Here is a 24,065-nt window from a genome sequence, read left to right as displayed (position 1 = left end):
CCGGGGGGGGGGGGCCCCCCGCGGGGGGGGGGGGGGGGGGGGGGGGGCGGGGGGGGGCCGGGGGGGGGGGGGGGGGGCCGGGGGGCGCGGGGGGGGGGGCCCCCCGCGGGGGGGGGGGCCCCCCCCCCGCCGCGGTGTTCCGGTTGGCTCAGCCCAGCTTGGAGACGTCGCGGACGGCGCCGCGGTCCGCGCTCGTCGCCATGGCCGCGTAGGCGCGCAACGCCGCCGAGACCTTGCGCTCGCGGTTCTTCGGCGCGTACACGCCGTTCAGCGCCTCGCGGCGGGTGGCCAGGTCGGCGTCGGACACGAGGAGCTCGATCGAGCGGTTCGGGATGTCGATCCGGATCCGGTCGCCGTCCTCGACGAGCGCGATCGTGCCGCCGGACGCCGCCTCGGGCGAGGCATGACCGATGGACAGGCCCGACGTGCCGCCGGAGAAGCGGCCGTCGGTGACGAGTGCGCAGGTCTTGCCGAGGCCACGGCCCTTGAGGAAGGAGGTGGGGTAGAGCATCTCCTGCATGCCGGGGCCGCCGCGCGGGCCCTCGTAGCGGATGACGACGACGTCGCCGTGCTTGATCTCCTTGCGGAGGATCTTGTCGACGGCCTCCTCCTGGGACTCGCAGACGACCGCCGGACCCTCGAAGGTCCAGATCGACTCGTCGACACCGGCCGTCTTCACGACGCAGCCGTCCACGGCGAGGTTGCCCTTGAGGACCCCGAGGCCGCCGTCCTTGGAGTACGCGTGCTCCAGGTCGCGGATGCAGCCGCCGGCCGCGTCCAGGTCGAGGGTCTCCCAGCGCTCGGACTGCGAAAAGGCGGTCGCGGAGCGGACACAGCCAGGGGCCGCGTGCCACAGCTCCACGGCCTCGGGGGACGGCGAGCCGCCGCGGATGTCCCAGTTCTTGAGCCACTCGGCGAGCGTGTCGGAGTGCACCGAGTGCACGTCCTCGTTGAGCAGGCCGCCGCGGTGGAGCTCACCGAGGATGGCGGGCATGCCACCGGCCCGGTGGACGTCCTCCATGTAGTACGTGCCGCCGGGCGCCACGTTCGGGGCGACCTTGGAGAGGCAGGGGACCCGGCGCGAGACCTCGTTGATGTCGTCGAGGTCGTACGCCAGGTCGGCCTCCTGGGCGGCGGCCAGCAGGTGCAGGATCGTGTTGGTCGAGCCGCCCATGGCGATGTCCAGCGCCATCGCGTTGTCGAACGCGGCGCGGGTGCCGATGGCGCGCGGCAGGACCGTCTCGTCGTCCTGCTCGTAGTAGCGCTTGGTGATCTCCACGACCGTGCGGCCGGCGTCCTCGTACAGCGCCTTGCGGGCGGTGTGCGTGGCGAGGACGGAGCCGTTGCCGGGGAGGGCGAGGCCGAGGACCTCGGTCAGGCAGTTCATCGAGTTGGCGGTGAACATGCCGGAACAGCTGCCGCAGGTGGGACAGGCGTTCTCCTCGATACGGAGCATGTCCGCGTCGGAGATGCTCTCGTCGACCGCGTCGCTCATGGCGTTGACCAGGTCGAGCTTGCGGACCGTGCCGTCGACGAGGGTGGCCTGGCCGGCCTCCATCGGGCCGCCGGAGACGAAGACGGTGGGGATGTTGAGGCGCATCGCAGCCATCAGCATGCCCGGGGTGATCTTGTCGCAGTTCGAGATGCAGATCAGCGCGTCGGCGCAGTGCGCCTCGACCATGTACTCGACGCTGTCGGCGATGAGATCGCGGGAGGGCAGGCTGTAGAGCATGCCGCCGTGGCCCATGGCGATGCCGTCGTCCACCGCGATCGTGTTGAACTCACGGGGAACGGCGCCCGCCGCCTTGATCGCGTCGGAGACGATCCGGCCGACCGGGGCGAGGTGGGTGTGGCCGGGGACGAACTCGGTGAACGAGTTGGCGACCGCGATGATCGGCTTGCCGATGTCCTCGCTCGCTACGCCCGAGGCGCGCATAAGGGCGCGCGCGCCCGCCATGTTGCGGCCGTGGGTGACAGTGCGGGACCTCAGCTGCGGCATCGTCTCTCGCTCCTTCGACAGAAAAGACTGGCTTCGAGCGTACGCCTCGGGTGCCAGGATCTGGACGGGGTGTCCGGAATGCGGGATGGGGTGATCAGGGGTGGGCGGGGTGTGGGCCGGTGCGGGTGGGGGTGTGGGGGCCAGTGCGGGCGGTGCGGGGTTGGGGGGGGGGGGGCGCCGGGCCCCCCCCCCCCCCCCACCGGGGGGGGGGGGGGGGGGGCGGGGGGGGGGGGGGGGGGGGGGGGGGGGGGGGGGGGGGGGGGGGGGGGGGGGGGGGGGGGGGGGGGGGGGGGGGGGGGGGTTGGGTTCGTCAGGTAGCTCTGCAGGGTCGGGGCCACCATGGCGATGATCTTCTCCGGGTCCGCCGACGCCAGGGGTTCCGCCCGGAGCACGTACCGCAGCATCGCGATGCCCACCATGTGCGAGGCCGCCAGCTCCGCGCGGAAGGTCGGGTCGGGTACGTCGAGCTGTTCCGCGATCCGTCCCAGCAGGCGCCTCAGCACGAAGCCGCGCAGCACGTTCGCCGCCACCTCGTGGGTCAGGGCCGAGCGCAGGACCGCCAGCAGCGGGGTTCTGGACGCCGGGTTCTCCCAGACCGCGATGAAATAGCGGGCCAGCCGCTCCCCCAGGCCGTCCTTGTCGCTGCCCAGGATGGCGGGGATCGCCAGTGCGGGCTCGAAGGACAGCTCGATCGCGGCGGCGAAGACCTCGTCCTTCGTACCGAAGTAGTGGTGGACCAGGGCGGAGTCCACGCCCGCCGCCTTCGCGATGCCTCGGATCGACGTCTTGTCGTAGCCGCGCTCGGCGAATTCGGCGCGGGCGGCCTCCAGGATGCGGGTGCGCGCGTCGGGACCGGTCGTCGCCGTCGTGCGGGAGGGGCGGCCGCGGCGCCTGGGGCCCGGGGCTTCGGCGCCCGGGGTCATGGGCGCTGCACCTGCGCGGAGGAGGCGAGGTGCAGCCGGGTGAAGGCCAGCGCCTCGGCCAGGTCGGCCTCGCGTTCGGCGGTGGACATCGCGCGGCGCGTGTTGACCTCGATGACGACATGGCCGTCGAAGCCGGTCCGGGCCAGCCGCTCCAGCAGTTCGGCACAGGGCTGGTCGCCGCGGCCGGGCACCAGGTGCTCGTCCTTGCCGGAACCCTTGCCGTCGGCCAGGTGGACGTGGGCCAGCCGGTCGCCCATCCGGTCCACCATGGCCATGCCGTCCGTGCGCGCCGTCGAGGTGTGCGACAGGTCGACGGTGAAGTGGCGGTAGTCGTCGTTGGTGACGTCCCAGTCAGGGGCGTACGCGAGCATCTCGCGGTCCCGGTAGCGCCACGGGTACATGTTCTCGACGGCGAACCGCACATCGGTCTCGTCCGCCATCCGCCAGATCCCGGTGACGAAGTCACGCGCGTACTGCCGCTGCCAGCGGAACGGCGGGTGGACGACGACGGTCGACGCACCGAGCTTCTCCGCCGCGGCGCGCGCCCGCTGGAGCTTGACCCAGGGATCGGTGGACCAGACCCGCTGCGTGATCAGCAGGCAGGGGGCGTGAACGGCCAGGATCGGCATCTGGTGGTAGTCGGAGAGCCGGCGCAGGGCCTCGATGTCCTGGCTGACTGGGTCGGTCCAGACCATGACCTCGACGCCGTCGTACCCCAGGCGCGCGGCGATCTCGAAGGCCGTCGCCGTCGACTCCGGATAGACCGAGGCCGTCGACAGGGCGACCTTCGCATCCGGGATGCGCACCGCTGGTTCTGCCACGCAGACAGCGTACGGGCAGCGGTGCGCGTCGCCGAGGGAGTGCGGTGGAAAGTGAGAAGGGCCATGACCGTGACGCGCCGGGGCGGCCCCGTCAGTTCAGGGCCACGTCCTCGGTGGACGTCAGGTGGTCCAGGCGGCGCAGGATCACTCCCTCGCGCAGCGCCCAGGGGCAGATCTCCAGGTCCTCGACGCCCAGGAGGTCCATCGCACCCTCCGCGACCAGCGCGCCGGCCAGCAGCTGGGCGGACCGGCCCTCGGAGACGCCGGGCAGGTTCCCGCGCTCCTCGACCGTCATCGCGGCCAGCTTCGGCACCCACTCCTCCAGGGCCTTGCGGCTGAGGACACGCTGCACGTACAGGCCCTCGGTGGAGCGGGCGGCCCCCGCGATCCTGGCGAGCTGCTTGAAGGTCTTGGACGTGGCCACGACGTGGTCGGGGCGGCCGAAGCGGGTGAACTCGCCGACGCTGCGGGCGATCCGTGCCCGTACGTGGCGGCGCAGCCCCTTCACCTCGGCCGCGTCCGGCGGATCGCCGGCCAGCCAGCCGGCCGTGAGGCGGCCCGCGCCCAGCGGCAGCGACACGGCCGCGTCGGGTTCCTCGTCGATGCCGTACGCGATCTCCAGCGAGCCGCCGCCGATGTCCAGGACCAGCAGCTTGCCCGCCGACCAGCCGAACCAGCGCCGCGCGGCGAGGAAGGTGAGGCGGGCCTCCTCCGTGCCGCTGAGAACGGCGAGGTCGACACCCGTCTCGTCGCGCACCCGGGTCAGCACCTTGTCCGCGTTGCTCGCCTCCCGTACCGCGGACGTGGCGAACGCCAGCACGTCCTCGCAGCCCTTGTCCTCGGCGGCCTGGAGCGCGTCGGCGATCGTCGTCACCAGCCGGTCCACGCCGAGCGGGCCGATCGCCCCGTCCTCGTCGAGGAGCTCGGCCAGCCGCAGCTCCGCCTTGTGCGAGTGCGCGGGCAGCGGGCGGGCGCCGGGGTGCGCGTCGACCACCAGCAGATGAACCGTGTTCGACCCCACGTCGAGGACTCCGAGTCTCATACGCAGAACGCTACTGCGGCCGTGGAGGGGGACGGACCGGCGCATCCCCTGCCACCGCGCCCCGTTCATGCGCCGGTCGGTCTTACTCTGGGCGCGTGCCAAAGACGAAAAAGGCGAAGCCGGGCAAAGTCACGAAGAAGCAGAAGGCGAAGCAGGAGATGCAGCAGCCGCAGACAGAGGGACTCCACGGGTCCGACGAGACGGAAATCGACTTCGCGCGGGCGTGGGTGGAGTTCCCGGACCCTGCCGACGACGAGCAGGTCTTCCGCTGCGACCTGACCTGGCTGACGTCCAGGTGGACCTGCATCTTCGGCAGTGGCTGCCAGGGCATCCAGGCCGGTCGCGCGGACGACGGGTGCTGCACCCTGGGCGCCCACTTCTCGGACGAGGACGACGAGAAGCGGGTGGCCGGTCACGTCGCCCGGCTCACCCCGGACCTGTGGCAGTTCCACGACGTGGGTACGGAGACGGGCTGGGTCCAGACCGATGACGACGGGGAGCGTCAGACGCGGCGCTGGGAGGGGTCCTGCATCTTCCAGAACCGTCCCGGTTTTGCCGCGGGCGCCGGCTGCTCCCTGCACATCCTGGCGCTGCGGGAGGGCAAGGAGCCCCTGGAGACCAAGCCGGACGTGTGCTGGCAGCTGCCGGTCCGGCGTACGTACGACTGGATCGACCGGCCCGACGACACGCGCATCCTCCAGGTGACGATCGGTGAGTACGACCGCCGGGGCTGGGGACCGGGCGGGCACGACCTGCACTGGTGGTGCACCTCGGCGACGTCGGCGCACGGTGCCGGGGAGCCGGTGTACGTGTCGTACCGGCCCGAGCTCACGGAGCTGATGGGCAAGGAGGCGTACGACCGGCTCGTCCAGCTGTGCGAGGAGCGGCTCTCCTCGCTGCTGCCGATGGCGCCCCACCCGGCGGACCCGGCGTAGGTCCCCGGGCCCGTCAGTCCCGTGCGGGCGGGGTGCTCGGGCCCTTGCCCGGGTCCGACGGGGACGGGGAGTCCGTCGTCGGGTCCGGGGTCGGGCTCGGTGAACCCGGATCCGTCGGGGTGCCGCCCGTCGGGTCGGGGGTCGGCGTCGGCGTGGGTGTCGGATCGGGATCCGGTGAGGACGGCGACGGGCCCTGAGGAACGGGCGGATGCGGACGGGACGGGCTGCTCGGCAGCGGCGGCCGCGGTGCGACGGTCGGCGCCCGCCCCCCGTACCCGTGCATCGCCACGACCGACCCCGACGGGGCGATGGCGACCCGTGCCGTCCAGTACTCGGCGGGTTCGCGCGCGTGGATCACGAGGACGCGGAGCGTGACGCTGTCGCCCGCCGCGAGCGTTCCCGAGGTGCTGGTCAGGCGCAGCCAGGACTGGCCCGTGCCGGCCGACCAGACGACCGGGCCGGCCTTCGAAGCGGTGAGCGTGATCGTCGTCGTGCCGCCGGAGGAACGGGCCTCGACGGTGAGTCGGCCCGCACCGTCCCCGCCACGGTCCGGGTCCGCGCCCACGCTGATGACCTCGGCGGAGACGTACGGGAGACGGTCGCCGTCGAAGCCGGGGCCGGGTTCCGGTTCGGGGCTGGCGTTGCCCGCGTTCTCGTAGCGGCCGTAGGGGTCGTCGGCCCCATGGACGTCGTCCGTGTCGGTCGCGGTGACCGCCGAACCGTCGCGCCCCTCGCCGGTGAGCGGCGCGCCCCGGTAGGCGGACCACAGGGCGATCACGGGGGCGGCGACGACCGTGGCGACGACCGTTGTCGTCATGACCCTGGAGCGCAGCCGGTCCCGGCGTGCGGCGTGATCCTTCGGGTCCATCGGGAAGCCCGTGCGGTCGAACCGGGGAGTGGCGGACCGATTCTTCTGATGCTTCTGGGCGTGCATCATCGCCACATAGGCGGAGGGGCGCGGCGCCTCGACGACCGCCAGGGCGGCCGCGGGGGTGACCGCGGCCCCGGGCCAGGGGTCCTGGGCTCCGGCCCGCTCGGCCGCGCGGCGGCAGCTCGGGCAGTCGTCCACATGCCGTACGAGTTCGCGGCGCAGGGTGGCGGAGAGCAGCACGCGACGGTCGCTGGTGAGCCTGCCGACGGCGGGGCAGTTGCCCGTCTCCACGACGGCGAGGGCCGCCCGTGTCCGTTCCACCTCGCAGGCGGCCGCGGCCAGGAGTTCCCGGGCCGTCGCGGGTTCCAGCCCGAGGACGGCGGCGACCGCGCGGGGGGTGAGCCGGTGGCGCACCGCGAGCTCCAGCGCCTCACGCTGTTCGGGTGTGGTGCCCGCCGCCTCGGGCCAGGCCAGCTGGGCGAGCTCGCGGCGGTGCGCCTCGGCGGCCGCGGGGCTCTCCAGGGGCGCGGCGTGCGAGAGGGCGGTGGCCGGCCGGGGCGCGTGAGGACCAGGGGGCGTGTGGGGTGGTGCGGACGCGGTCTTCGGGACGTGCGCGACCGCGGGCGTGCGCCGTCCCGCGCGGGCTGCCGGTGCGGCTGCTCCGCGGTGGTCGTCCTGCGCCCTGGCCGACTGCCTGCGCGCCGGCGGCCCGTCGGGCCTGCGGTGCGCCCGGCGGCCCTGCTTCTGCTCGCCGAGCCTGCGCAGGCACATCCATCTGGCCAGCGCGTACAGCCAGGTCTTCCGTTCCTCCTCGTCGGCGGGACACCGGCCGGTCTGCCGCTCGGCGAGCGCCAGTACGCCGCCGAGCGCCTCGGTGGCGGCGTCGTGGTCGCAGAGCACGGAGAGGCAGTACGTGAACAGGCCGTCGAGATGCGGCTCGTAACGGGCGGGCGGCTGCTTCGGAGAGGAGTGGGGCGCGCGGTGCTGCGCCCGGTGTACGCCGGGGGTGTTGGTCGGGGTCTCCAGCCTGCTGCTCGTCACCTTGCGACCGTAGGCAGGGCAGGACCTGCCCCTCGCACCCCTTGAGCACATTTAACCCTTACGGGTGAACGTATCGCTCAATAAGGGACGGGAGCCCGTGCTTCCGCACCCGCCGCCGGCGCCCGGCTCCCCGCGCACCGCACCGCACCGGGCCGCACTGTCCGACCCCACCTATACGGTGGCGCCATGGCTGCCCGTACGAAATCCGCGAAGGACCGGCCGTCCTACCGCTGCACCGAATGCGGCTGGACGACCGCCAAGTGGCTCGGCCGCTGCCCCGAGTGCCAGGCGTGGGGGACGGTCGAGGAGTTCGGCGGCGCCCCTGCGGTGCGCACCACGGCGGCCGGCCGCGTCTCCACCGCCGCACTCCCCATCGGCCAGGTCGACAGCCGCCAGGCCACCGCCCGCTCGACGGGCGTCGGCGAGCTGGACCGGGTGCTGGGCGGCGGGCTGGTGCCCGGCGCCGTCGTGCTGCTCGCGGGCGAGCCCGGCGTGGGGAAGTCCACGCTGCTGCTGGACGTGGCGGCCAAGGCCGCGAGCGACGAGCACCGCACGTTGTACGTCACGGCCGAGGAGTCCGCGAGCCAGGTCAGGATGCGCGCCGACCGGATCCGGGCCATCAACGACCATCTGTACCTGGCCGCCGAGACCGATCTGTCCGCGGTCCTCGGCCATCTGGACGCCGTCAAGCCGTCCCTGCTCGTCCTGGACTCCGTACAGACCGTCGCCTCCCCCGAGATCGAGGGCGCGCCCGGCGGGATGGCACAGGTCCGCGAGGTCGCGGGCGCGCTGATCCGGGCCTCCAAGGAGCGCGGCATGTCGACCATCCTGGTCGGTCACGTCACCAAGGACGGAGCGATCGCGGGGCCGCGACTGCTGGAGCACCTGGTCGATGTGGTGCTGTCCTTCGAGGGCGACCGCCATGCCCGGCTCCGGCTCGTGCGCGGCGTGAAGAACCGCTACGGGGCGACCGACGAGGTCGGCTGCTTCGAGCTCCACGACGAGGGCATCACCGGCCTCGCCGACCCCTCCGGCCTCTTCCTCACCCGCCGCGACGAGCCGGTGCCCGGCACCTGCCTGACCGTCACCCTGGAGGGCAAGCGCCCCCTGGTCGCCGAGGTGCAGGCGCTCACCGTCGATTCCCAGATCCCCTCGCCCCGGCGCACCACCTCGGGTCTCGAGACGTCCCGGGTGTCGATGATGCTGGCCGTCCTGGAGCAGCGCGGCCGGATCAGTTCGCTGGGCAAGCGGGACATCTACAGCGCCACGGTCGGCGGCGTGAAGCTCACCGAGCCCGCCGCGGACCTCGCGATCGCGCTGGCGCTGGCCAGTGCGGCGAGTGACACACCGCTGCCCAAGAATCTTGTGGCGATCGGCGAAGTGGGGCTCGCGGGCGAGGTCAGAAGGGTCACCGGGGTCCAGCGCAGGCTGGCCGAGGCGCATCGCCTGGGCTTCACCCACGCACTGGTTCCTACCGATCCGGGGAAGGTCCCGGCCGGTATGAAGGTCACAGAAGTCGCCAACATGGGCGACGCGCTCAGGGTGCTTCCACGCCGCTCTCGTACACAGGCCCCACAGGAGGACGGCGCACGCCGGTAGACTTTGCCCTGGTCTCGCCCGTCCGTACGAACGGCATGAGGGACATAAGGTCTTTCGCTCGGATCGGACCTGATCCGAACGGGGCGCCCTGAGGGCACCGCAACCTGTGACCGGAGGAGTGCAGTGGCAGCCAGCGACCGGGCAGCATCGCCCGGAAAGTCCGGCCAAAGCACCGGTAACGAGGCGCTGATGCGCGCCTCGTTGACCGCCGTCGCGCCCGGAATGGCCCTGCGGGACGGCCTGGAGCGCATCCTCCGTGGCAACACCGGCGGGCTGATCGTGCTCGGCATGGACAGGACCGTCGAGTCCATGTGCACCGGCGGCTTCGTGCTGGACGTGGAATTCACCGCGACCCGGCTGCGTGAGCTCGCCAAGCTCGACGGGGCGCTGATCCTCGACAAGGACATGACCAAGATCCTGCGGGCCGGCGTCCAGCTGGTCCCGGACGCCTCGATCCCCACCGAGGAGACGGGCACCCGGCACCGCACCGCGGACCGGGTCTCCAAGGCGTGCAACTTCCCGGTGGTCTCGGTCTCGCAGTCGATGCACCTCATCGCGCTGTACGTGGACGGGGAGCGCCGGGTCCTGGAGGAGTCCGCCGCGATCCTCTCCCGCGCCAACCAGGCGCTCGCCACGCTGGAGCGGTACAAGCTCCGGCTCGACGAGGTCGCGGGCACGCTCTCCGCCCTGGAGATCGAGGACCTCGTGACGGTCAGGGACGTGACGGCCGTCGCCCAGCGGCTGGAGATGGTCCGCCGGATCGCGACCGAGATCGCCGAGTACGTGGTGGAGCTCGGGACCGACGGGCGGCTCCTCTCGCTCCAGCTCGACGAGTTGATCGCGGGCGTGGAGCCGGAGCGCGAGCTGGTCGTGCGCGACTACGTGCCGGAGCCGACCGCGAAGCGCTCGCGCACGGTGGCGGAGGCGCTCACCGAGCTGGACGCGCTGTCCCACACCGAGCTGCTCGAACTCCCGGTCGTCGCAAGGGCGCTGGGGTACAGCGGCTCTCCGGAGACGCTCGACTCCGCGGTGTCGCCGCGCGGCTTCCGGCTGCTGGCGAAGGTGCCGCGGCTGCCCGGGGCGATCATCGACCGGCTGGTGGAGCACTTCGGCGGTCTGCAGAAGCTGCTCGCCGCGAGCGTCGACGACCTCCAGACGGTGGACGGCGTCGGCGAGGCACGGGCCCGCAGCGTGCGCGAGGGGCTGTCGCGGCTGGCGGAGTCGTCGATCCTCGAGCGGTACGTCTAGGGCGTGTTTCGAAAGTAGCGCCGTCCGCCCGGAGGGCGGGCCGGGCGGCGTCTGGCGCGTGCGATCGCAAGGCGCCGGGAAGTCCTCGTAGCGGAGCTACTAGGACTTTTCGGCAACGCCGCGAGCAATGGGGTCTCCCCTGCTCGAGCGAAGCCGAGAGCTCGGGGAAGTGCCAGACGCCGCCCGGCAGGCGGGACTTTCGAAACACGCCCTAGCAGCCGGTACGGCCGCCGGGGCAGCCGGGCCTTCAGGCGCCCCGGCCCGCGGCCGTTCGCGGTCGGCCCTTTGCGGTCGGCCCCCGGGGTCAGCCCTTCTCCGTCAGTCCTTCGCGAGGACGAACGAGGCGCGCTGCACGGGCGCCCCCGGGGCCTTCGCCTCAACCAGGTACGTACCGGGGCCCACGGCCCCCGCGGGCGGCGTCGCGCACTTCGGGGCGCTCTTCGCGCGGTCCCACTCCACGGCGTGCTCGACGGACGCCCCCGCCGGCACCTTCAGCAGCACGGCGGCCGCGTTGCGCGGGCAGTCCTTGGAGGACCACACCTCCTCGTCGTCACCGCCGGCTTCCGTGACGGTGAGGACCGCGGACTTCGGGCCGAAGTCGGCCTTGCAGGCGGTGGACGAGGTGTTCGTGGCGATCAGCCGGAACTTCGGCTTCTCGCCGGGTCCGTAACGGAGTTCCGTCTTCAGGCTCAGCCTCAGCGCGGTGGGCGCGCAGTTGGGGAGCGAGGAGCCGGCCGGCACCTGCTGTCCCGTGGTCGTACTGCCGGAACCGCCGCTCGCACCGGAACCGGCCTCCGTGGCAGACCCGTTGCCGGTGCCGGTGCCGCCCCCGTCGTCACCCGTGCCGCCGGTGCCCGGGTCCGAACTTCCGCCGCCGCTCCCGTCGCTGCCGCCGTCGTCGCCCGACTCGTCGCGCCCGCCCGGCTGTTCACTGATCGCCGGGCCGGAACCGGAGGGCCCTGGCGTGATCGAGTCCGTGGGACCGGAGCCAGGTGCCCGCGAGTCGTCGTGATTCCCCTTGGCGCCACCGTTGGTGACGGCCCATACGACCAGCAACGCGAGCAGCGCAATCAGCGTCGCCGCTACCGCCCTCCGTCGCCAGTAGATGGTGGAGGGAAGCGGCCCGATCGGATTACGCAAAGATCCCACGGCGCAAACTGTACGAGAGAACAGCGCCAACTCCCGCCCCACCCGCCGCCACAGGCCTCCAAGTTTTGCGGATCATCATCCTGGGACGCGCCGTTACCTCGCAGCCCTCACCGATCCGGCACTTTCGGTGACAGTCTGCACACATGGAGTGATCGCGCGCGGTGTCCATGGGCCAGTTGCCGCAACGGCTCGCGGGGCGTGCCGCCACTTGCCGGAACACGGGTCGGGCAGGGCGGGGAAAGACGGGGGGCACTATCACTCCAAGGGCTCTTATGCGGGGCGACACCCCCGTGCCCCTGACCCTCGTCTGCACTTCCATGCCAGGATCGACGATGCGATGACTGCCACAACTGCGACACAGACGCCCCCCACCTCCCTCCACACTCCCGTCATCGGGTGGTTCGACCAGCACGCCCGCGATCTGCCCTGGCGCCGCCCCGAAGCGGGCGCCTGGGGTGTGATGGTGAGTGAGTTCATGCTGCAGCAGACCCCCGTCAACCGGGTCCTCCCGGTGTACGAGCAGTGGCTGGCCCACTGGCCGCGACCCGCCGACCTCGCAGCGCAACCGCCCGGCGAGGCGGTCCGCGCCTGGGGCCGGCTCGGCTATCCGCGGCGGGCCCTGCGCCTGCACGGGGCCGCGCAGGCCATAACGGAACGGCACGGCGGCGACGTACCGAGCGAGCACGCCCAGCTGCTCGCCCTGCCCGGGATCGGCGAGTACACGGCAGCCGCCGTGGCCTCGTTCGCCTACCGGCAGCGGCACGCCGTCCTCGACACGAACGTCCGCAGGGTGTTCGCCCGGGCCGCGTCCGGCATCCAGTACCCGCCGAACGCGACCACCGCCGCCGAACGCAAGCTCGCCCGCGCCCTGCTGCCGGACGAGGACGAGCAGGCGGCGCAGTGGGCGGCCGCGACGATGGAGCTCGGCGCCCTCGTCTGCACCGCGAGGAACGAGGACTGCACGCGCTGCCCGATCGCCGGGCAGTGCGCCTGGCGGCTGGCCGGCAAGCCCGCCCACCAGGGGCCGCCGCGCCGCGGCCAGACCTACGCCGGTACGGACCGGCAGGTGCGCGGCAGGCTGCTCGCGGTGTTGCGCGAGGCGGTGAACCCGGTGCCGCAGTCGGCGCTCGACGCGGTGTGGGAGGAGCCGGTGCAGCGGGCCCGCGCGCTGGACGGCCTGGTCTCCGACGGCCTGGTCGAACCGCTGGCGGGCGGCCAGTACCGGCTGCCGCTGACCTGACGGGCCCGTTCCGCTTTCACGGGGGCTTTGTCCCTCCTCCTCCTGCGCTGTTACACAACCGATGGGCAGCCGTGCGTCGGCGTACGGCTGCTCCGCACAGCCTCGTGACAACAGCTCCGTAGCGTCACCGACGTCAGCCCGATGACCAGGCGGCTGGCGGTGGTTCTACGGGGTTTCACGGGGACGGAGGCGGTTGTCATGGCGCAGGGTGAGGTGCTCGGCTTCGAGGAGTACGTACGTACCCGGCAGGACGCGCTGCTGCGCAGCGCACGCCGGCTGGTCCCGGACCCCGTGGACGCGCAGGACCTGCTGCAGACCGCGCTGGCCCGCACCTTCGGCCGCTGGGACGGCATCGCCGACAAGTCCCTGGCCGACGCCTATCTGCGCCGCGTCATGATCAACACCCGCACCGAGTGGTGGCGGGCGCGCAAGCTCGACGAGGTCCCCACCGAGCAGCTTCCCGACGCCAGCGTCGAGGACGGCACCGAGCAGCGCGCCGACCGTGCCCTGCTGATGGACGTCCTGGGCGTCCTCGCTCCCAAGCAGCGCAGCGTGGTCGTACTGCGACACTGGGAGCAGATGAGCACGGAGGAGACGGCCGCGGCGCTCGGCATGTCGGCCGGTACGGTGAAGAGCACCCTGCACCGGGCGCTGGCGCGACTGCGCCAGGAGCTGGAGAGCAGGGAAGCGGCGAGCCGTGCGGAGCGGATCCGTGAGGACGGGCACCGCGGAGCGGAGGTCCGCGTCGCGGCGCCCCGGACCCCGGTGCGGTCGCGGGCACAGGCAGGGGCGCCCCCCGAGGGGCGTCACGACGAGCGGGGGCGGGAGCGGTGCGCGGCCTGACAGGCAGCGGTGAGGGCGGCGGCGGAAGCGGCGGCACAGTCACCGGAGGACCCACGGGGGACGGGGCCGGAGGCAGGCACAGACGCCTGCTGACCGGCTGGGCGGCGAGCAGTACGGCTCTGGCCGGGCTCGCCGTCTTCGGGCTGTTCGCCGCCAGTTGCTCCACCGGCGGCACGGGCACGCGCGACGAGGGACCGGCAGGCACCCAGCCGGTCGCCCAGGTCACGCCGAGCACCACGGCCCTGTCCACGGCGAGGCCGACGCCCCGGGTCGACGCGGTGGGCCTGCTCAAGGCGGATTCCAAGGTGAGCGAGCGGGTCAGGACCGCCCTCAAGCCCTGCACCGGTGACGAGTACCCGGTGGACACCTCGTACGGAACCCTGACCGGCGGCACCTCCGCCGACGTGGTGGTGAACGTGATGACCTGCGGCGACTCGGTCGGTGTGGGCACCTATGTGTACCGGCCGCGACCCGGCGGCACGTACGAGAACGTGTTCACCATCGAACAGCCCGCGGTCTACGGGACCATCGACCGCGGTGATCTGGTGGTGACGACGCAGGTGTACGGGAAGAAGGACGCGGTCGCCTACCCCTCGGGCGAGGAAGTGATCACGTACCACTGGGCGAGCAACCGGTTCAGCGAGCAGGACCGGGTGCACAACGACTTCAACAGAGCCGTCGGAGCCGGAGACGGGGACTTCCCCGAGCCCACCGAACCGACGAAGAACTGAGAGCAGTCCGATGGCCGAGACCCATGTCCTGTTCGTCGAGGACGACGACGTCATCCGCGAGGCCACCCAGCTGGCACTGGAGCGGGACGGCTTCGTGGTCACCGCCATGCCCGACGGGCTCCTCGGCCTCGAAGCGTTCCGGAGAAACCGGCCCGACATCGCGCTGCTCGACGTGATGGTGCCCGGCCTGGACGGGGTGAGCCTCTGCCGGCGCATCCGGGACGAGTCGACGGTCCCGGTGATCATGCTGTCGGCCCGGGCCGACTCGATCGACGTGGTGCTCGGCCTTGAGGCGGGCGCCGACGACTACGTCACGAAGCCGTTCGACGGCGCGGTCCTGGTCGCCAGGATCCGTGCCGTGCTCCGTCGCTTCGGCCATGCCTCGGGGGCCGGGGCGGGCGGCGGCGAGACGGCGGCGGGGCCCGAGGGCGGCGTGCTCGTCTTCGGCGACCTGGAGATCGACACCGAGGGCATGGAGGTCCGCAAGGGCGGCGAGCAGGTGGGTCTGACCCCCACGGAGATGCGGCTGCTGCTGGAGTTCTCGTCCGCCCCCGGCACCGTCCTCTCCCGCGACAAGCTGTTGGAGCGGGTCTGGGACTACGGCTGGGGCGGGGACACCCGGGTCGTGGACGTCCACGTCCAGCGGTTGCGCACGAAGGTCGGCCAGGACCGGATCGAGACGGTCCGCGGCTTCGGCTACAAGCTCAGGGCATGAGGCGCCCGGCCCTGCGGACCGGTGTCCGCTGGAAGATCAGCATCGCGATCGCGTCGGTCGGCGCCCTGATCGCGGTCGCGCTGAGCCTGGTCGTCCACAACGCCGCCAGGGTCTCCATGCTGGAGAACGCGCGCGAGGTCCAGCTGGAGCGGCTGAACTACGCCCAGCTGCTCTACGAGGCGACGAAGACGAAGAAGGCCGACCCCCGCTTCGGCGCGAAGCTCAATGATCCGACGATGCCGAAGAGCCTGCGGCACGAGATCCGGCGCAACCGGCGCGCGACGCATGTCGAGGACGGCGGCGGGGTGCCCGACGTGTGGGCGGCGGTGCCGCTCGCCAACGGCGACGTGCTCTCGCTCCACACCCGGTTCGCCGACCGCTCCACCACGATCATGGGTGATCTCGACCGGGCCCTGATCATCGGTTCCGTCTCGGTGGTCTTCGGCGGCTCCGCGCTGGGGGTCCTGATCGGCGGCCGGCTCTCGCGCCGGCTGCGCAAGGCGGCGGCCGCGGCCGGACGGGTCGCGCAGGGCCATACCGACGTACGGGTCGGGGACGCCGTCGGCGGAGTCGTGCGCGACGAGACCGACGAGCTGGCCGGTGCGGTGGACGCCCTGACGGACGCGCTGAACGAACGGATCGAGGCCGAGCGCCGGGTCACCGCGGACATCGCGCACGAACTGCGCACCCCCGTGACGGGGCTGCTGACCGCTGCCGAGCTGCTGCCGCCGGGCCGCCCCACGGAGCTCGTACGGGACCGGGCGCAGGCGATGCGCACGCTGGTCGAGGACGTGCTGGAGGTGGCCCGGCTGGACAGCGCCTCCGAGCGGGCCGAGCTGCAGCAGGTCGCGCTGGGCGAGTTCGTCAGCCGCCGGGTGGCGCTGCTGGACCCGGAAGTGCGGGTGCAGGTGGTCCACGAGTCGTGGGTCAGCACCGATCCGCGCCGGCTGGAGCGGATCCTGGGCAATCTGCTGGGCAATGCCGCCAAGCACGGGTCCACACCCGTGGAGGTCACGGTCGAGGGCCGGGTGGTGCGGGTCCGCGACCACGGGTCCGGGTTCCCGGCGGCGCTGCTGCGGGAGGGGCCGAGCCGGTTCCGTACCGGATCCACCGACCGGGCCGGGCACGGGCACGGGCTGGGGCTGACGATCGCGGCCGGCCAGGCCCGGGTGCTCGGCGCCCGGCTGACCTTCCGCAACGCGGCCCCCGTGGGTGCGGCCGAGGGCACCGGCGGGGCGATCGCCGTCCTGTGGCTGCCCGAGCACGCGCCCACGGACACCGGCAGCTTCCCCATGCTGGGCGAGCAGCGCGGTCCGGAGCCGAGGGACAGGAAGGCCGCCGGCCGCGGCGCGCACCCCGACCGCTGAGCGGCCGTTCCGGACGGAGAGACGGGAAAGGCCGCGGGGTACGCACCCCGCGGCCTTTCCCGTACCGAGAACTCCTAGACCGCTTCGGCCATCGGGGAAGCCTTCTCCGGTCCGGTGCCCCGCAGCGGGACCTCCTTGACGAACAGCGAGGCCACAACCGCGACCAGCCCGACGGAGGCGCCGACCAGGAAGGCGATGTGGGTGCCGGACGCCACCGCGAACTCGTACGCCTCGCGAACCCGCACCGGCAGCTTCGCCAGGCTCGCCGCGTCCAGCTGGGCGCCGTGCATCGTGGCACCCGCGCCCCCACGAGCGGCCATCTCGTCGCTCACCCGTCCGGTGAACAGCGCGCCCATGATGGCGACACCGAAGGAGCTGCCGAGCGTACGGAACAGGGTGGTGGAGGAGGAGGCGACGCCCATGTCCTTCATCTCGACACTGTTCTGCGCGACGAGCATCGTGATCTGCATCAGGAAGCCCATGCCCGCACCGAGCACCGCCATGTAGATGCCGGAGGTGAACCGGGTGGTGCCCGTGTCCATCGTCGAGAGCAGGAAGAGTCCGGCGACCATCAGGATCGATCCCACGATCGGGAAGATCTTGTACCGGCCGCTGCTGGTGGTGATCCGTCCGGCGACCAGCGAGACGATCATCATCGCCAGGAGCATCGGCAGGAGCAGCAGTCCGGAGTTGGTCGCGGACGCGCCCTGGACGGACTGCTGGAACAGCGGCAGGTAGAGCACCGCGCCGAACATCACGAAGCCCGCCATGAAGCCGACGACGGACATCAGGGTGAAGTTGGCGTTGCGGAAGATGTGCAGCGGGATGATCGGTTCCGCGGCCTTGGTCTCGACGAAGACGAAGCCGGCCAGTGCGGCGACGCCGATCGCGATGAGCTCCATGATGACGGCGGAGTTCCAGTCGTACTCCGAACCGCCCCAGGTGGTCACCAGCACGATCGCGGTGATGCCTACGGTGAGCAGTCCGGCGCCGAGGTAGTCGACCTTCGCCTTGGTGCGCTCCCGCTTGGGCAGGTGCAGCACGATGGTGATCATGGCCAGGGCGACGGCACCCAGCGGCAGGTTGATGTAGAAGCTCCAGCGCCAGCCGAGGTGGTCGGTGATGGTGCCGCCGACCAGCGGTCCGCCGATCATCGCGATCGCCATGACGCCGGCCATCATGCCCTGGTACTTGCCGCGCTCGCGGGGCGGTACGAGGTCACCGATGATCGCCATGACGCCGACCATCAGACCACCGGCGCCCAGGCCCTGGACGGCGCGGAAGCCGATCAGCTGGCCCATGTCCTGGGACATACCGCTGAGGACCGAGCCGATCAGGAAGATCACGATGGACGTGAGGAAGATGCCCTTGCGCCCGTACATGTCGCCGAGCTTGCCCCAGATGGGGGTGGAGGCGGCCGTGGCCAGGGTGTAGGCGGTGACGACCCAGGAGAGGTGCTCCAGCCCGCCGAGGTCACCGACGATGGTCGGCATGGCGGTGCCGACGATCAGGTTGTCGAGCATGGCCAGCAGCATGGCGATCATCAGGGCGAGCACCACCACCCGCACGCTGCGCTGCTGCGGTCCGGGTTTCTCCGCCCGTCCCGCCGGGACGTCCGCCTTCCCGTCCGCTGCCTTCATCAGGTCCGCCATGTTCCCCAACTCCCCAGATCCCCTGCGCACCGGACCTCTTACTTGCCGCCCGGCTAGTTGACTACACTAGGGGAAAATAGCCCCGCAACTAGCCGGGCGTCAAGTAAGTTTTTGGGAGAGCGCCATGAGCAGCACGCCGCAGCCCCGCCGGGGCAACACCCGGCAGCGCATCCAGGACGTCGCTCTGGAGCTCTTCGCCGAGCAGGGGTACGAGAAGACCTCACTGCGGGAGATCGCCGCACAACTCGACGTCACGAAGGCCGCGCTGTACTACCACTTCAAGACCAAGGAAGACATCCTGGTCAGCATCTTCGAGGACCTCAACCGTCCGGTCGAGGAACTGATCACCTGGGGCGAGACGCAGCCGCGCACCCTGGAGACGAAGAAGGAGATCCTCAGCCGCTACAGCGAGGCACTGGCCGGCGCCGCCCCGCTCTTCCGCTTCATGCAGGAGAACCAGGCGACCGTGCGCGACCTGAGCATCGGCGTGACGATCAAGGACCGGGTCCTGGCACTCGTGGACCTGATCAAGGATCCCGACGCACCGCTCACCGACCAGGTGCGGTGCTTCAGCGCGCTCTTCACCCTGCACGCCGGCATGCTCGCGCTGAAAGACGTCGACGGCGACCCCGAGGACAAGCGGAAGGCCGCCCTCGAAGTCGCCGTCGAACTGGTCACCCGGGCACACGGCCCGGGCTGCGCCCAGTAGCGGGGTGGTGTCGCGGTCGGATCAGACCGAGATGCCGTGGTGGTGCAGGAAGTTCACCGGGTTGACCGCCGAACCGTAGTTCGCGGTGGTCCGGATCTCGAAGTGCAGGTGCGGGCCGCTGGAGTTTCCGGTGTTGCCGGAGAGGGCGATCTTCTCGCCCTTCTTCACGTGCTCGCCGATGTGCACCTGGATCTTCGAGAGGTGCGCGTACTGCGAGTACGTACCGTTGCTGTGCTTGATCACGATGGCATTGCCGTACGCGGGGCCGTCGCCGCCGCCGTTCGGGCCGGCCTTCACGATGGTGCCGGTGTGCGCGGCCTGGACCTTGGTGCCGATCGGCACGGCGAAGTCCTGGCCGGAGTGCTTGTGCGCCCAGCGGGCTCCGTCGTTGCCGAAGGTCGCGCTCAGCTCGTAGTGGTCGACCGGGGTCTCCCAGGCGAGCTTCGCGGCCTTCTTGGCAGCGGCCGTCTTCTTGGCGGCCGCCTCCTTCTTCGCCTCGGCGGCCTTCTTCTTGGACGCCTCGGCCTTCTTCGCCGCGGCGTGCTCGGCCGCCTTGCCCTGCGCGGCCGCCTGCTGGGCGACCGAGTCGGCGGTGGTCGTGACCGCCAGGCTCGCGGCGTTGGTGGTGCCCGCCGTGCCGGCCGCGAACGCAGCGCCCGCACCGAGAACCATCGACGTCCCCAGGCCGGCTGCGACCACGGCGCCACGCACACGGGAAGCGGACGGGCGGCGGGTCTGGAACGTAACGCGCTTCGACATAAGCAGAGAACCTCCGGGATGACTGGACCCGGCGGCGTGCCGGGCTGGCCATACCTTGGTAACCCGCACCCCCGGATGCACTCAAACCCCCCATCTACGAGGAAAAGCCGTAGTGGGAGGCTCGGGAATTCGTCGGCACGGGTCCCGCTCCGCACCCGCCGACCGTTGCCGAAAGTCTTCGCCGAAGCGGGTTTAACCCCAGTTCCAAACCGTCCATACCGGACATGGGCCCGCCATCCGGGCAGTTCCCCCCAAACGCCCGAACACCCTGTCGGACACCGGGCCGAAGGTCCCGGCCGCGATCACGGCCGGGGCCCCTAAGGTGCCTAGTAGGCCCGAATCGGGCTGTGCGCCTTGTCACCGGCGGTGGGACCAAGGACTGTCCGTTTCGGGACCTTCGGCCCGCGGTGACGGTGCTACCCCAGGGGCAGCGCCGTCACCTTCTTCGCGTGCAGGGCCACGAGCTGCTTGCCGCCCCCCGCCAGGTACCACCGCTGGAGGTCGCCGCTGCCGTCGTTGTACGTCCAGTGCAGCTTCCCGCTGCCGGCGTCGTAGGCGTGGATGCCGCCGTCCTTGTCGAACTCCGTCGCCCCGTAGAGGACGTCCCCCACCTTCGCGAACTGCCAGGGGGCGGCAACGTCCAGGCTCCCCTTGTCGTGCCAGTGCGCCTTCCCGGTGGCGGGGTCGGCCGCCCAGAGGCCGTGCGCGCTGTCGGAGACGTACAGGACTCCGTCCAGGACCGCCGGGTCGTTGAACCGGCTGAACTCCTCGGTCTTGAATGACCAGCGCTCCTTGCCGTCCGCCAGGTCGTAGGCACGCATCCACTGCCCGTTGGCGAGGATGGCGAGGCCGTCGTGAACCTCGAAACCGCGGTTGTTGGACCGGCCGATCTTCTTCGTCCAGACCTGGTGCCCGGTCGCGGTGTCGCGCACCGTGAGGTTCTCCCGGAAGTCCGTGTAGACGAGACGGTTGCCGGCCACCCGCGCGGTGAGGCCGTTCTCGTCCGTCCCCTTGTCACGCTTCTCGCGCCAGACGACCTTGCCCGAGGTGGTGTCGATCGCGGCGATCACGTTCTCCGGCGTCCTGAACTCCTTGTCCAGGATTCCGGCGACGACATAGACATGGTCCCCGTCCGCGGCGATGGGGCGGGGCTGGGAGTACTGGTCCCCCATCCGGCTGCGCCAGGTGTCCTTGCCCGTGGCGGGGTCCAGGCCGACGATGTTCCCGTCGTAGCGGGCGCTCCTGAGGTAGAGCGTCCCGCCGCCGATCAGCATGTTGGCGCCCGGGGTGGTGACCTCCGCGCGGGACCAGATCTCCTTGCCGGTGGATATGTCGCGGGCCACCAGCGGGTCACCCGAGACGAGCAGGACGTTGCCGACGACCGCCATCGCGGAGATCCACGCCAGTCCGTCGAACGTGGTGGCGTGCTGCCAGGCGGGCTTCGGCGTGGAACCCGGCGCCGGGGTGCCGGTCCCCCTCGGCACATCCGGTCCCCCGGCGGGCGGCTCGTCCTTCGGTCCGCAGGCCGATGCCCCGGCCCCCAGCAGCACCAGCCCGGCTCCTGCCAGCTTCATCATCCGTCTGCGTGACACGTCGCTACTGCGCATGGCCTGCCCCATCCCCGTCGCCTGTTCGTCCGCACCCCGGACCAAGCGCCCGGAGCCGGGCCAGACTAACCAGCGGGTTTACGCCCGTACGACGAGCTGACACGACCGGGACAGCTCTGTGACGCGCCCGTCACTGTGTACGCAACAGCAAAGAGGCGGCCCCGGACCGGTGTGAACCGGTACGGGGCCGCCCCTTCGGACGCTCGGACGCCAGGGCCTCTAGAGGCCGTGGGTGCCTGTCACGCTTCCTTCGTCATGTTCGGGCCGGCGCCGCCTGCCGCCTGCTCGATCGGGGGGACGTCGGGCAGAGCCGACTTCTCCTCGCCGCGGAAGGTGAACTTCTGCTCCTCACCCTCGCCCTCGGTGCCGACGACCACGATGTGACCGGGGCGCAGCTCGCCGAAGAGGATCTTCTCGGAGAGGATGTCCTCGATCTCGCGCTGGATCGTCCGGCGCAGCGGCCGGGCGCCCATCACGGGGTCGTAGCCCTTCTTCGCCAGGAGCGACTTCGCTTCCGCGCTGAGCTCGATGCCCATGTCGCGGTCCCGCAGACGCTCGTCCACCTTGGCGAGCATGAGGTCGACGATCTGGATGATGTCTTCCTCGGTGAGCTGGTGGAAGACGACCGTGTCGTCGACACGGTTGAGGAACTCGGGCCGGAAGTGCTGCTTGAGCTCTTCGTTGACCTTCGTCTTCATCCGCTCGTAGTTCGTCTTGACGTCGCCCTGGGCCGCGAAGCCCAGGTTGAAGCCCTTGGAGATGTCCCGGGTCCCGAGGTTGGTCGTCATGATGATGACCGTGTTCTTGAAGTCCACGACCCGGCCCTGGGAGTCGGTCAGGCGACCGTCCTCCAGGATCTGGAGCAGGGAGTTGAAGATGTCGGGGTGGGCCTTCTCGACCTCGTCGAACAGGACGACGGAGAACGGCTTGCGGCGCACCTTCTCGGTGAGCTGGCCGCCCTCCTCGTACCCCACGTAGCCGGGGGGCGAGCCGAAGAGGCGGGAAACCGTGTGCTTCTCGCTGAACTCCGACATGTCGAGGGCGATCAGCGCGTCCTCGTCACCGAAGAGGAACTCGGCGAGCGTCTTGGACAGCTCGGTCTTACCGACACCGGACGGACCGGCGAAGATGAACGAGCCACCCGGACGCTTCGGGTCCTTCAGACCGGCTCGCGTACGGCGGATCGCCTGCGAGAGGGCCTTGATGGCGTCCTTCTGCCCGATGACGCGCTTGTGGAGCTCGTCCTCCATGCGCAGCAGACGGGAGGACTCCTCCTCCGTCAGCTTGAAGACCGGGATGCCGGTGGCGGTGGCGAGGACCTCGGCGATGAGCTCGCCGTCGACCTCGGCCACGACGTCCATGTCGCCGGCCTTCCACTCCTTCTCGCGCTTGGCCTTCGCCGCCAGCAGCTGCTTCTCCTTGTCACGGAGAGACGCCGCCTTCTCGAAGTCCTGGGAGTCGATGGCCGACTCCTTGTCGCGGCGCACGCCCGCGATCTTCTCGTCGAACTCGCGGAGGTCCGGCGGCGCGGTCATCCGGCGGATGCGCATCCGGGAACCGGCCTCGTCGATCAGGTCGATCGCCTTGTCCGGCAGGAAGCGGTCCGAGATGTACCGGTCGGCCAGCGTCGCGGCCTGGACCAGCGCCTCGTCCGTGATGGACACGCGGTGGTGGGCCTCGTAGCGGTCGCGCAGACCCTTGAGGATCTCGATGGTGTGCGGCAGCGACGGCTCCGCGACCTGGATGGGCTGGAAGCGGCGCTCGAGAGCGGCGTCCTTCTCCAGGTGCTTGCGGTACTCGTCGAGCGTGGTGGCACCGATGGTCTGGAGCTCGCCTCGCGCCAGCATGGGCTTGAGGATGCTCGCCGCGTCGATCGCGCCCTCGGCGGCGCCCGCACCCACGAGGGTGTGGAGCTCGTCGATGAACAGGATGATGTCGCCGCGGGTGCGGATCTCCTTGAGGACCTTCTTCAAGCGCTCCTCGAAGTCACCGCGGTAGCGGGAACCGGCGACCAGCGCACCGAGGTCGAGGGTGTAGAGGTGCTTGTCCTTGAGGGTCTCGGGCACCTCGCCCTTGACGATGGCCTGGGCCAGGCCCTCGACGACCGCCGTCTTGCCGACGCCGGGCTCGCCGATGAGGACCGGGTTGTTCTTCGTACGGCGGGACAGCACCTGCATGACCCGCTCGATCTCCTTCTCGCGCCCGATGACCGGGTCGAGCTTGGATTCACGAGCGGCCTGGGTGAGGTTCCGGCCGAACTGGTCGAGCACCAGCGACGTGGAGGGCGTGCCCTCCGCGGGGCCGCCCGCTGTGGCCGCCTCCTTGCCGCCCGAGTAGCCGGACAGCAGCTGGATGACCTGCTGGCGCACCCGGTTGAGGTCGGCGCCCAGCTTCACGAGGACCTGGGCGGCGACGCCCTCGCCCTCGCGGATCAGGCCGAGCAGGATGTGCTCGGTGCCGATGTAGTTGTGGCCGAGCTGAAGGGCCTCGCGGAGCGACAGCTCCAGGACCTTCTTGGCTCGGGGCGTGAAGGGGATGTGCCCGGACGGAGCCTGCTGGCCCTGCCCGATGATCTCCTCCACCTGCTGGCGGACCGCCTCGAGCGAAATCCCGAGGCTCTCCAGGGCCTTAGCGGCGACACCCTCACCCTCGTGGATCAGGCCCAGGAGGATGTGCTCGGTGCCGATGTAGTTGTGGTTGAGCATCCGGGCTTCTTCCTGAGCCAGGACGACAACCCGCCGCGCGCGGTCGGTGAACCTCTCGAACATCGTTAATCGCTCCTCAGAGCGGTCAGGCAGTAAGGGGTCGGTCCCC

General features: G+C 71.2%; 18 protein-coding genes and 1 pseudogene. 9 read left to right on the top strand and 10 right to left on the bottom strand.

Translation table 11 applies throughout. The annotated features are described in order from the left end of the window. Positions 1 to 148: 148 nt before the first annotated feature. The 4 genes and pseudogenes from ilvD to ACIBJG_RS25805 form a co-directional block, all read right to left on the bottom strand. Positions 149 to 1,999, bottom strand: a complete 1,851-nt coding sequence (gene ilvD / locus ACIBJG_RS25820; RefSeq protein ID WP_399310800.1) for a dihydroxy-acid dehydratase — start codon at positions 1,997 to 1,999, stop codon at positions 149 to 151. A gap of 308 nt (positions 2,000 to 2,307) precedes the next feature. Beyond that, positions 2,308 to 2,922: pseudogene (locus ACIBJG_RS25815) on the bottom strand (TetR family transcriptional regulator); the annotation flags it as partial. Next, entirely contained in the window at positions 2,919 to 3,728 is an 810-nt protein-coding gene (locus tag ACIBJG_RS25810; RefSeq protein WP_399310820.1) for a sugar phosphate isomerase/epimerase family protein, read from the bottom strand. The pseudogene ACIBJG_RS25815 and the gene ACIBJG_RS25810, both read right to left, overlap by 4 nt. A 106-nt stretch (positions 3,729 to 3,834) precedes the next feature. Continuing rightward, positions 3,835 to 4,785 (bottom strand): Ppx/GppA family phosphatase, encoded by a 951-nt coding sequence (locus tag ACIBJG_RS25805; protein WP_399310799.1) that lies wholly within the window; start codon positions 4,783 to 4,785, stop codon positions 3,835 to 3,837. A 95-nt stretch (positions 4,786 to 4,880) separates the two neighbouring features. On the opposite strand from ACIBJG_RS25805, the gene ACIBJG_RS25800 reads away from it, so the two are divergent. Continuing rightward, the gene (locus ACIBJG_RS25800; RefSeq protein ID WP_399310797.1) at positions 4,881 to 5,720 is read left to right on the top strand and encodes a hypothetical protein; all 840 of its coding nucleotides are present in this window, start codon (positions 4,881 to 4,883) and stop codon (positions 5,718 to 5,720) included. Positions 5,721 to 5,733: 13 nt separating this feature from the next. Here the strand turns inward: ACIBJG_RS25800 and ACIBJG_RS25795 are convergent, their stop codons facing one another. Then, entirely contained in the window at positions 5,734 to 7,683 is a 1,950-nt protein-coding gene (locus ACIBJG_RS25795; protein ID WP_399310795.1) for a hypothetical protein, read from the bottom strand. 135 nt (positions 7,684 to 7,818) lie between these two features. Between ACIBJG_RS25795 and radA the strand changes: the two genes are divergently transcribed. Further along, a complete protein-coding gene (gene radA / locus ACIBJG_RS25790; RefSeq protein ID WP_399310793.1) occupies positions 7,819 to 9,231 on the top strand; it encodes a DNA repair protein RadA in 1,413 nt (470 codons plus the stop codon). Between the two features lie 123 nt (positions 9,232 to 9,354). Next, positions 9,355 to 10,479, top strand: a complete 1,125-nt coding sequence (gene disA / locus ACIBJG_RS25785) for a DNA integrity scanning diadenylate cyclase DisA (RefSeq protein WP_399310791.1) — start codon at positions 9,355 to 9,357, stop codon at positions 10,477 to 10,479. Positions 10,480 to 10,797: 318 nt separating this feature from the next. Here disA and ACIBJG_RS25780 read toward each other — a convergent pair whose 3' ends face one another. Beyond that, on the bottom strand, positions 10,798 to 11,628 hold the full coding sequence (locus ACIBJG_RS25780; RefSeq protein ID WP_399310790.1) for a hypothetical protein: 831 nt from the start codon (positions 11,626 to 11,628) through the stop codon (positions 10,798 to 10,800). A gap of 337 nt (positions 11,629 to 11,965) precedes the next feature. Here ACIBJG_RS25780 and ACIBJG_RS25775 point away from each other — a divergent pair, with 337 nt between their 5' ends. The 5 genes from ACIBJG_RS25775 to cseC all read left to right on the top strand — a co-directional run bounded on the left by ACIBJG_RS25775 (position 11,966) and on the right by cseC (position 16,524). Next, entirely contained in the window at positions 11,966 to 12,868 is a 903-nt protein-coding gene (locus tag ACIBJG_RS25775; protein ID WP_399310788.1) for an A/G-specific adenine glycosylase, read from the top strand. A gap of 198 nt (positions 12,869 to 13,066) precedes the next feature. Further along, positions 13,067 to 13,711: a SigE family RNA polymerase sigma factor gene (locus tag ACIBJG_RS25770; RefSeq protein WP_399310786.1), complete on the top strand. Its 645-nt coding sequence runs from the start codon at positions 13,067 to 13,069 to the stop codon at positions 13,709 to 13,711. After that, positions 13,699 to 14,442 carry a hypothetical protein gene (locus tag ACIBJG_RS25765; RefSeq protein WP_399310785.1) on the top strand — a complete coding sequence of 248 codons (744 nt, stop codon included), beginning with the start codon at positions 13,699 to 13,701 and terminating at the stop codon, positions 14,440 to 14,442. Before ACIBJG_RS25770 ends, ACIBJG_RS25765 begins: the two co-directional genes overlap by 13 nt. A 10-nt stretch (positions 14,443 to 14,452) precedes the next feature. After that, complete coding sequence (cseB, locus tag ACIBJG_RS25760) at positions 14,453 to 15,157, top strand: two-component system response regulator CseB (RefSeq protein WP_399310783.1); 705 nt, start codon at positions 14,453 to 14,455, stop codon at positions 15,155 to 15,157. Continuing rightward, positions 15,154 to 16,524, top strand: coding sequence for a two-component system sensor histidine kinase CseC (cseC, locus tag ACIBJG_RS25755; protein ID WP_399310781.1), 1,371 nt, complete (start codon positions 15,154 to 15,156; stop codon positions 16,522 to 16,524). The genes cseB and cseC overlap by 4 nt, the downstream gene beginning before the upstream one ends. Before the next feature lie 74 nt (positions 16,525 to 16,598). Here the strand turns inward: cseC and ACIBJG_RS25750 are convergent, their stop codons facing one another. Then, positions 16,599 to 18,176 (bottom strand): MDR family MFS transporter, encoded by a 1,578-nt coding sequence (locus tag ACIBJG_RS25750; RefSeq protein ID WP_399310780.1) that lies wholly within the window; start codon positions 18,174 to 18,176, stop codon positions 16,599 to 16,601. A 124-nt stretch (positions 18,177 to 18,300) separates the two neighbouring features. Between ACIBJG_RS25750 and ACIBJG_RS25745 the strand changes: the two genes are divergently transcribed. Further along, positions 18,301 to 18,885 (top strand): TetR/AcrR family transcriptional regulator, encoded by a 585-nt coding sequence (locus tag ACIBJG_RS25745; RefSeq protein WP_399310778.1) that lies wholly within the window; start codon positions 18,301 to 18,303, stop codon positions 18,883 to 18,885. 21 nt (positions 18,886 to 18,906) lie between these two features. On the opposite strand, the gene ACIBJG_RS25740 is transcribed toward ACIBJG_RS25745, so the two are convergent. The 3 genes from ACIBJG_RS25740 to ACIBJG_RS25730 form a co-directional block, all read right to left on the bottom strand. After that, a complete protein-coding gene (locus ACIBJG_RS25740) occupies positions 18,907 to 19,644 on the bottom strand; it encodes a M23 family metallopeptidase (RefSeq protein WP_399310776.1) in 738 nt (245 codons plus the stop codon). A gap of 416 nt (positions 19,645 to 20,060) precedes the next feature. Next, the gene (locus tag ACIBJG_RS25735) at positions 20,061 to 21,251 is read right to left on the bottom strand and encodes a PQQ-binding-like beta-propeller repeat protein (RefSeq protein WP_399310774.1); all 1,191 of its coding nucleotides are present in this window, start codon (positions 21,249 to 21,251) and stop codon (positions 20,061 to 20,063) included. A 239-nt stretch (positions 21,252 to 21,490) separates the two neighbouring features. Then, complete coding sequence (locus ACIBJG_RS25730; protein WP_399310772.1) at positions 21,491 to 24,019, bottom strand: ATP-dependent Clp protease ATP-binding subunit; 2,529 nt, start codon at positions 24,017 to 24,019, stop codon at positions 21,491 to 21,493. Positions 24,020 to 24,065 lie beyond the last annotated feature (46 nt).

This window comes from Streptomyces sp. NPDC050422 (assembly GCF_044458665.1).
In the GTDB taxonomy this organism is placed as follows: domain Bacteria; phylum Actinomycetota; class Actinomycetes; order Streptomycetales; family Streptomycetaceae; genus Streptomyces.
The sequence above is the reverse complement of the archived record's forward strand: the minus strand, read 5'-3'. Positions and strand labels throughout refer to the sequence as shown.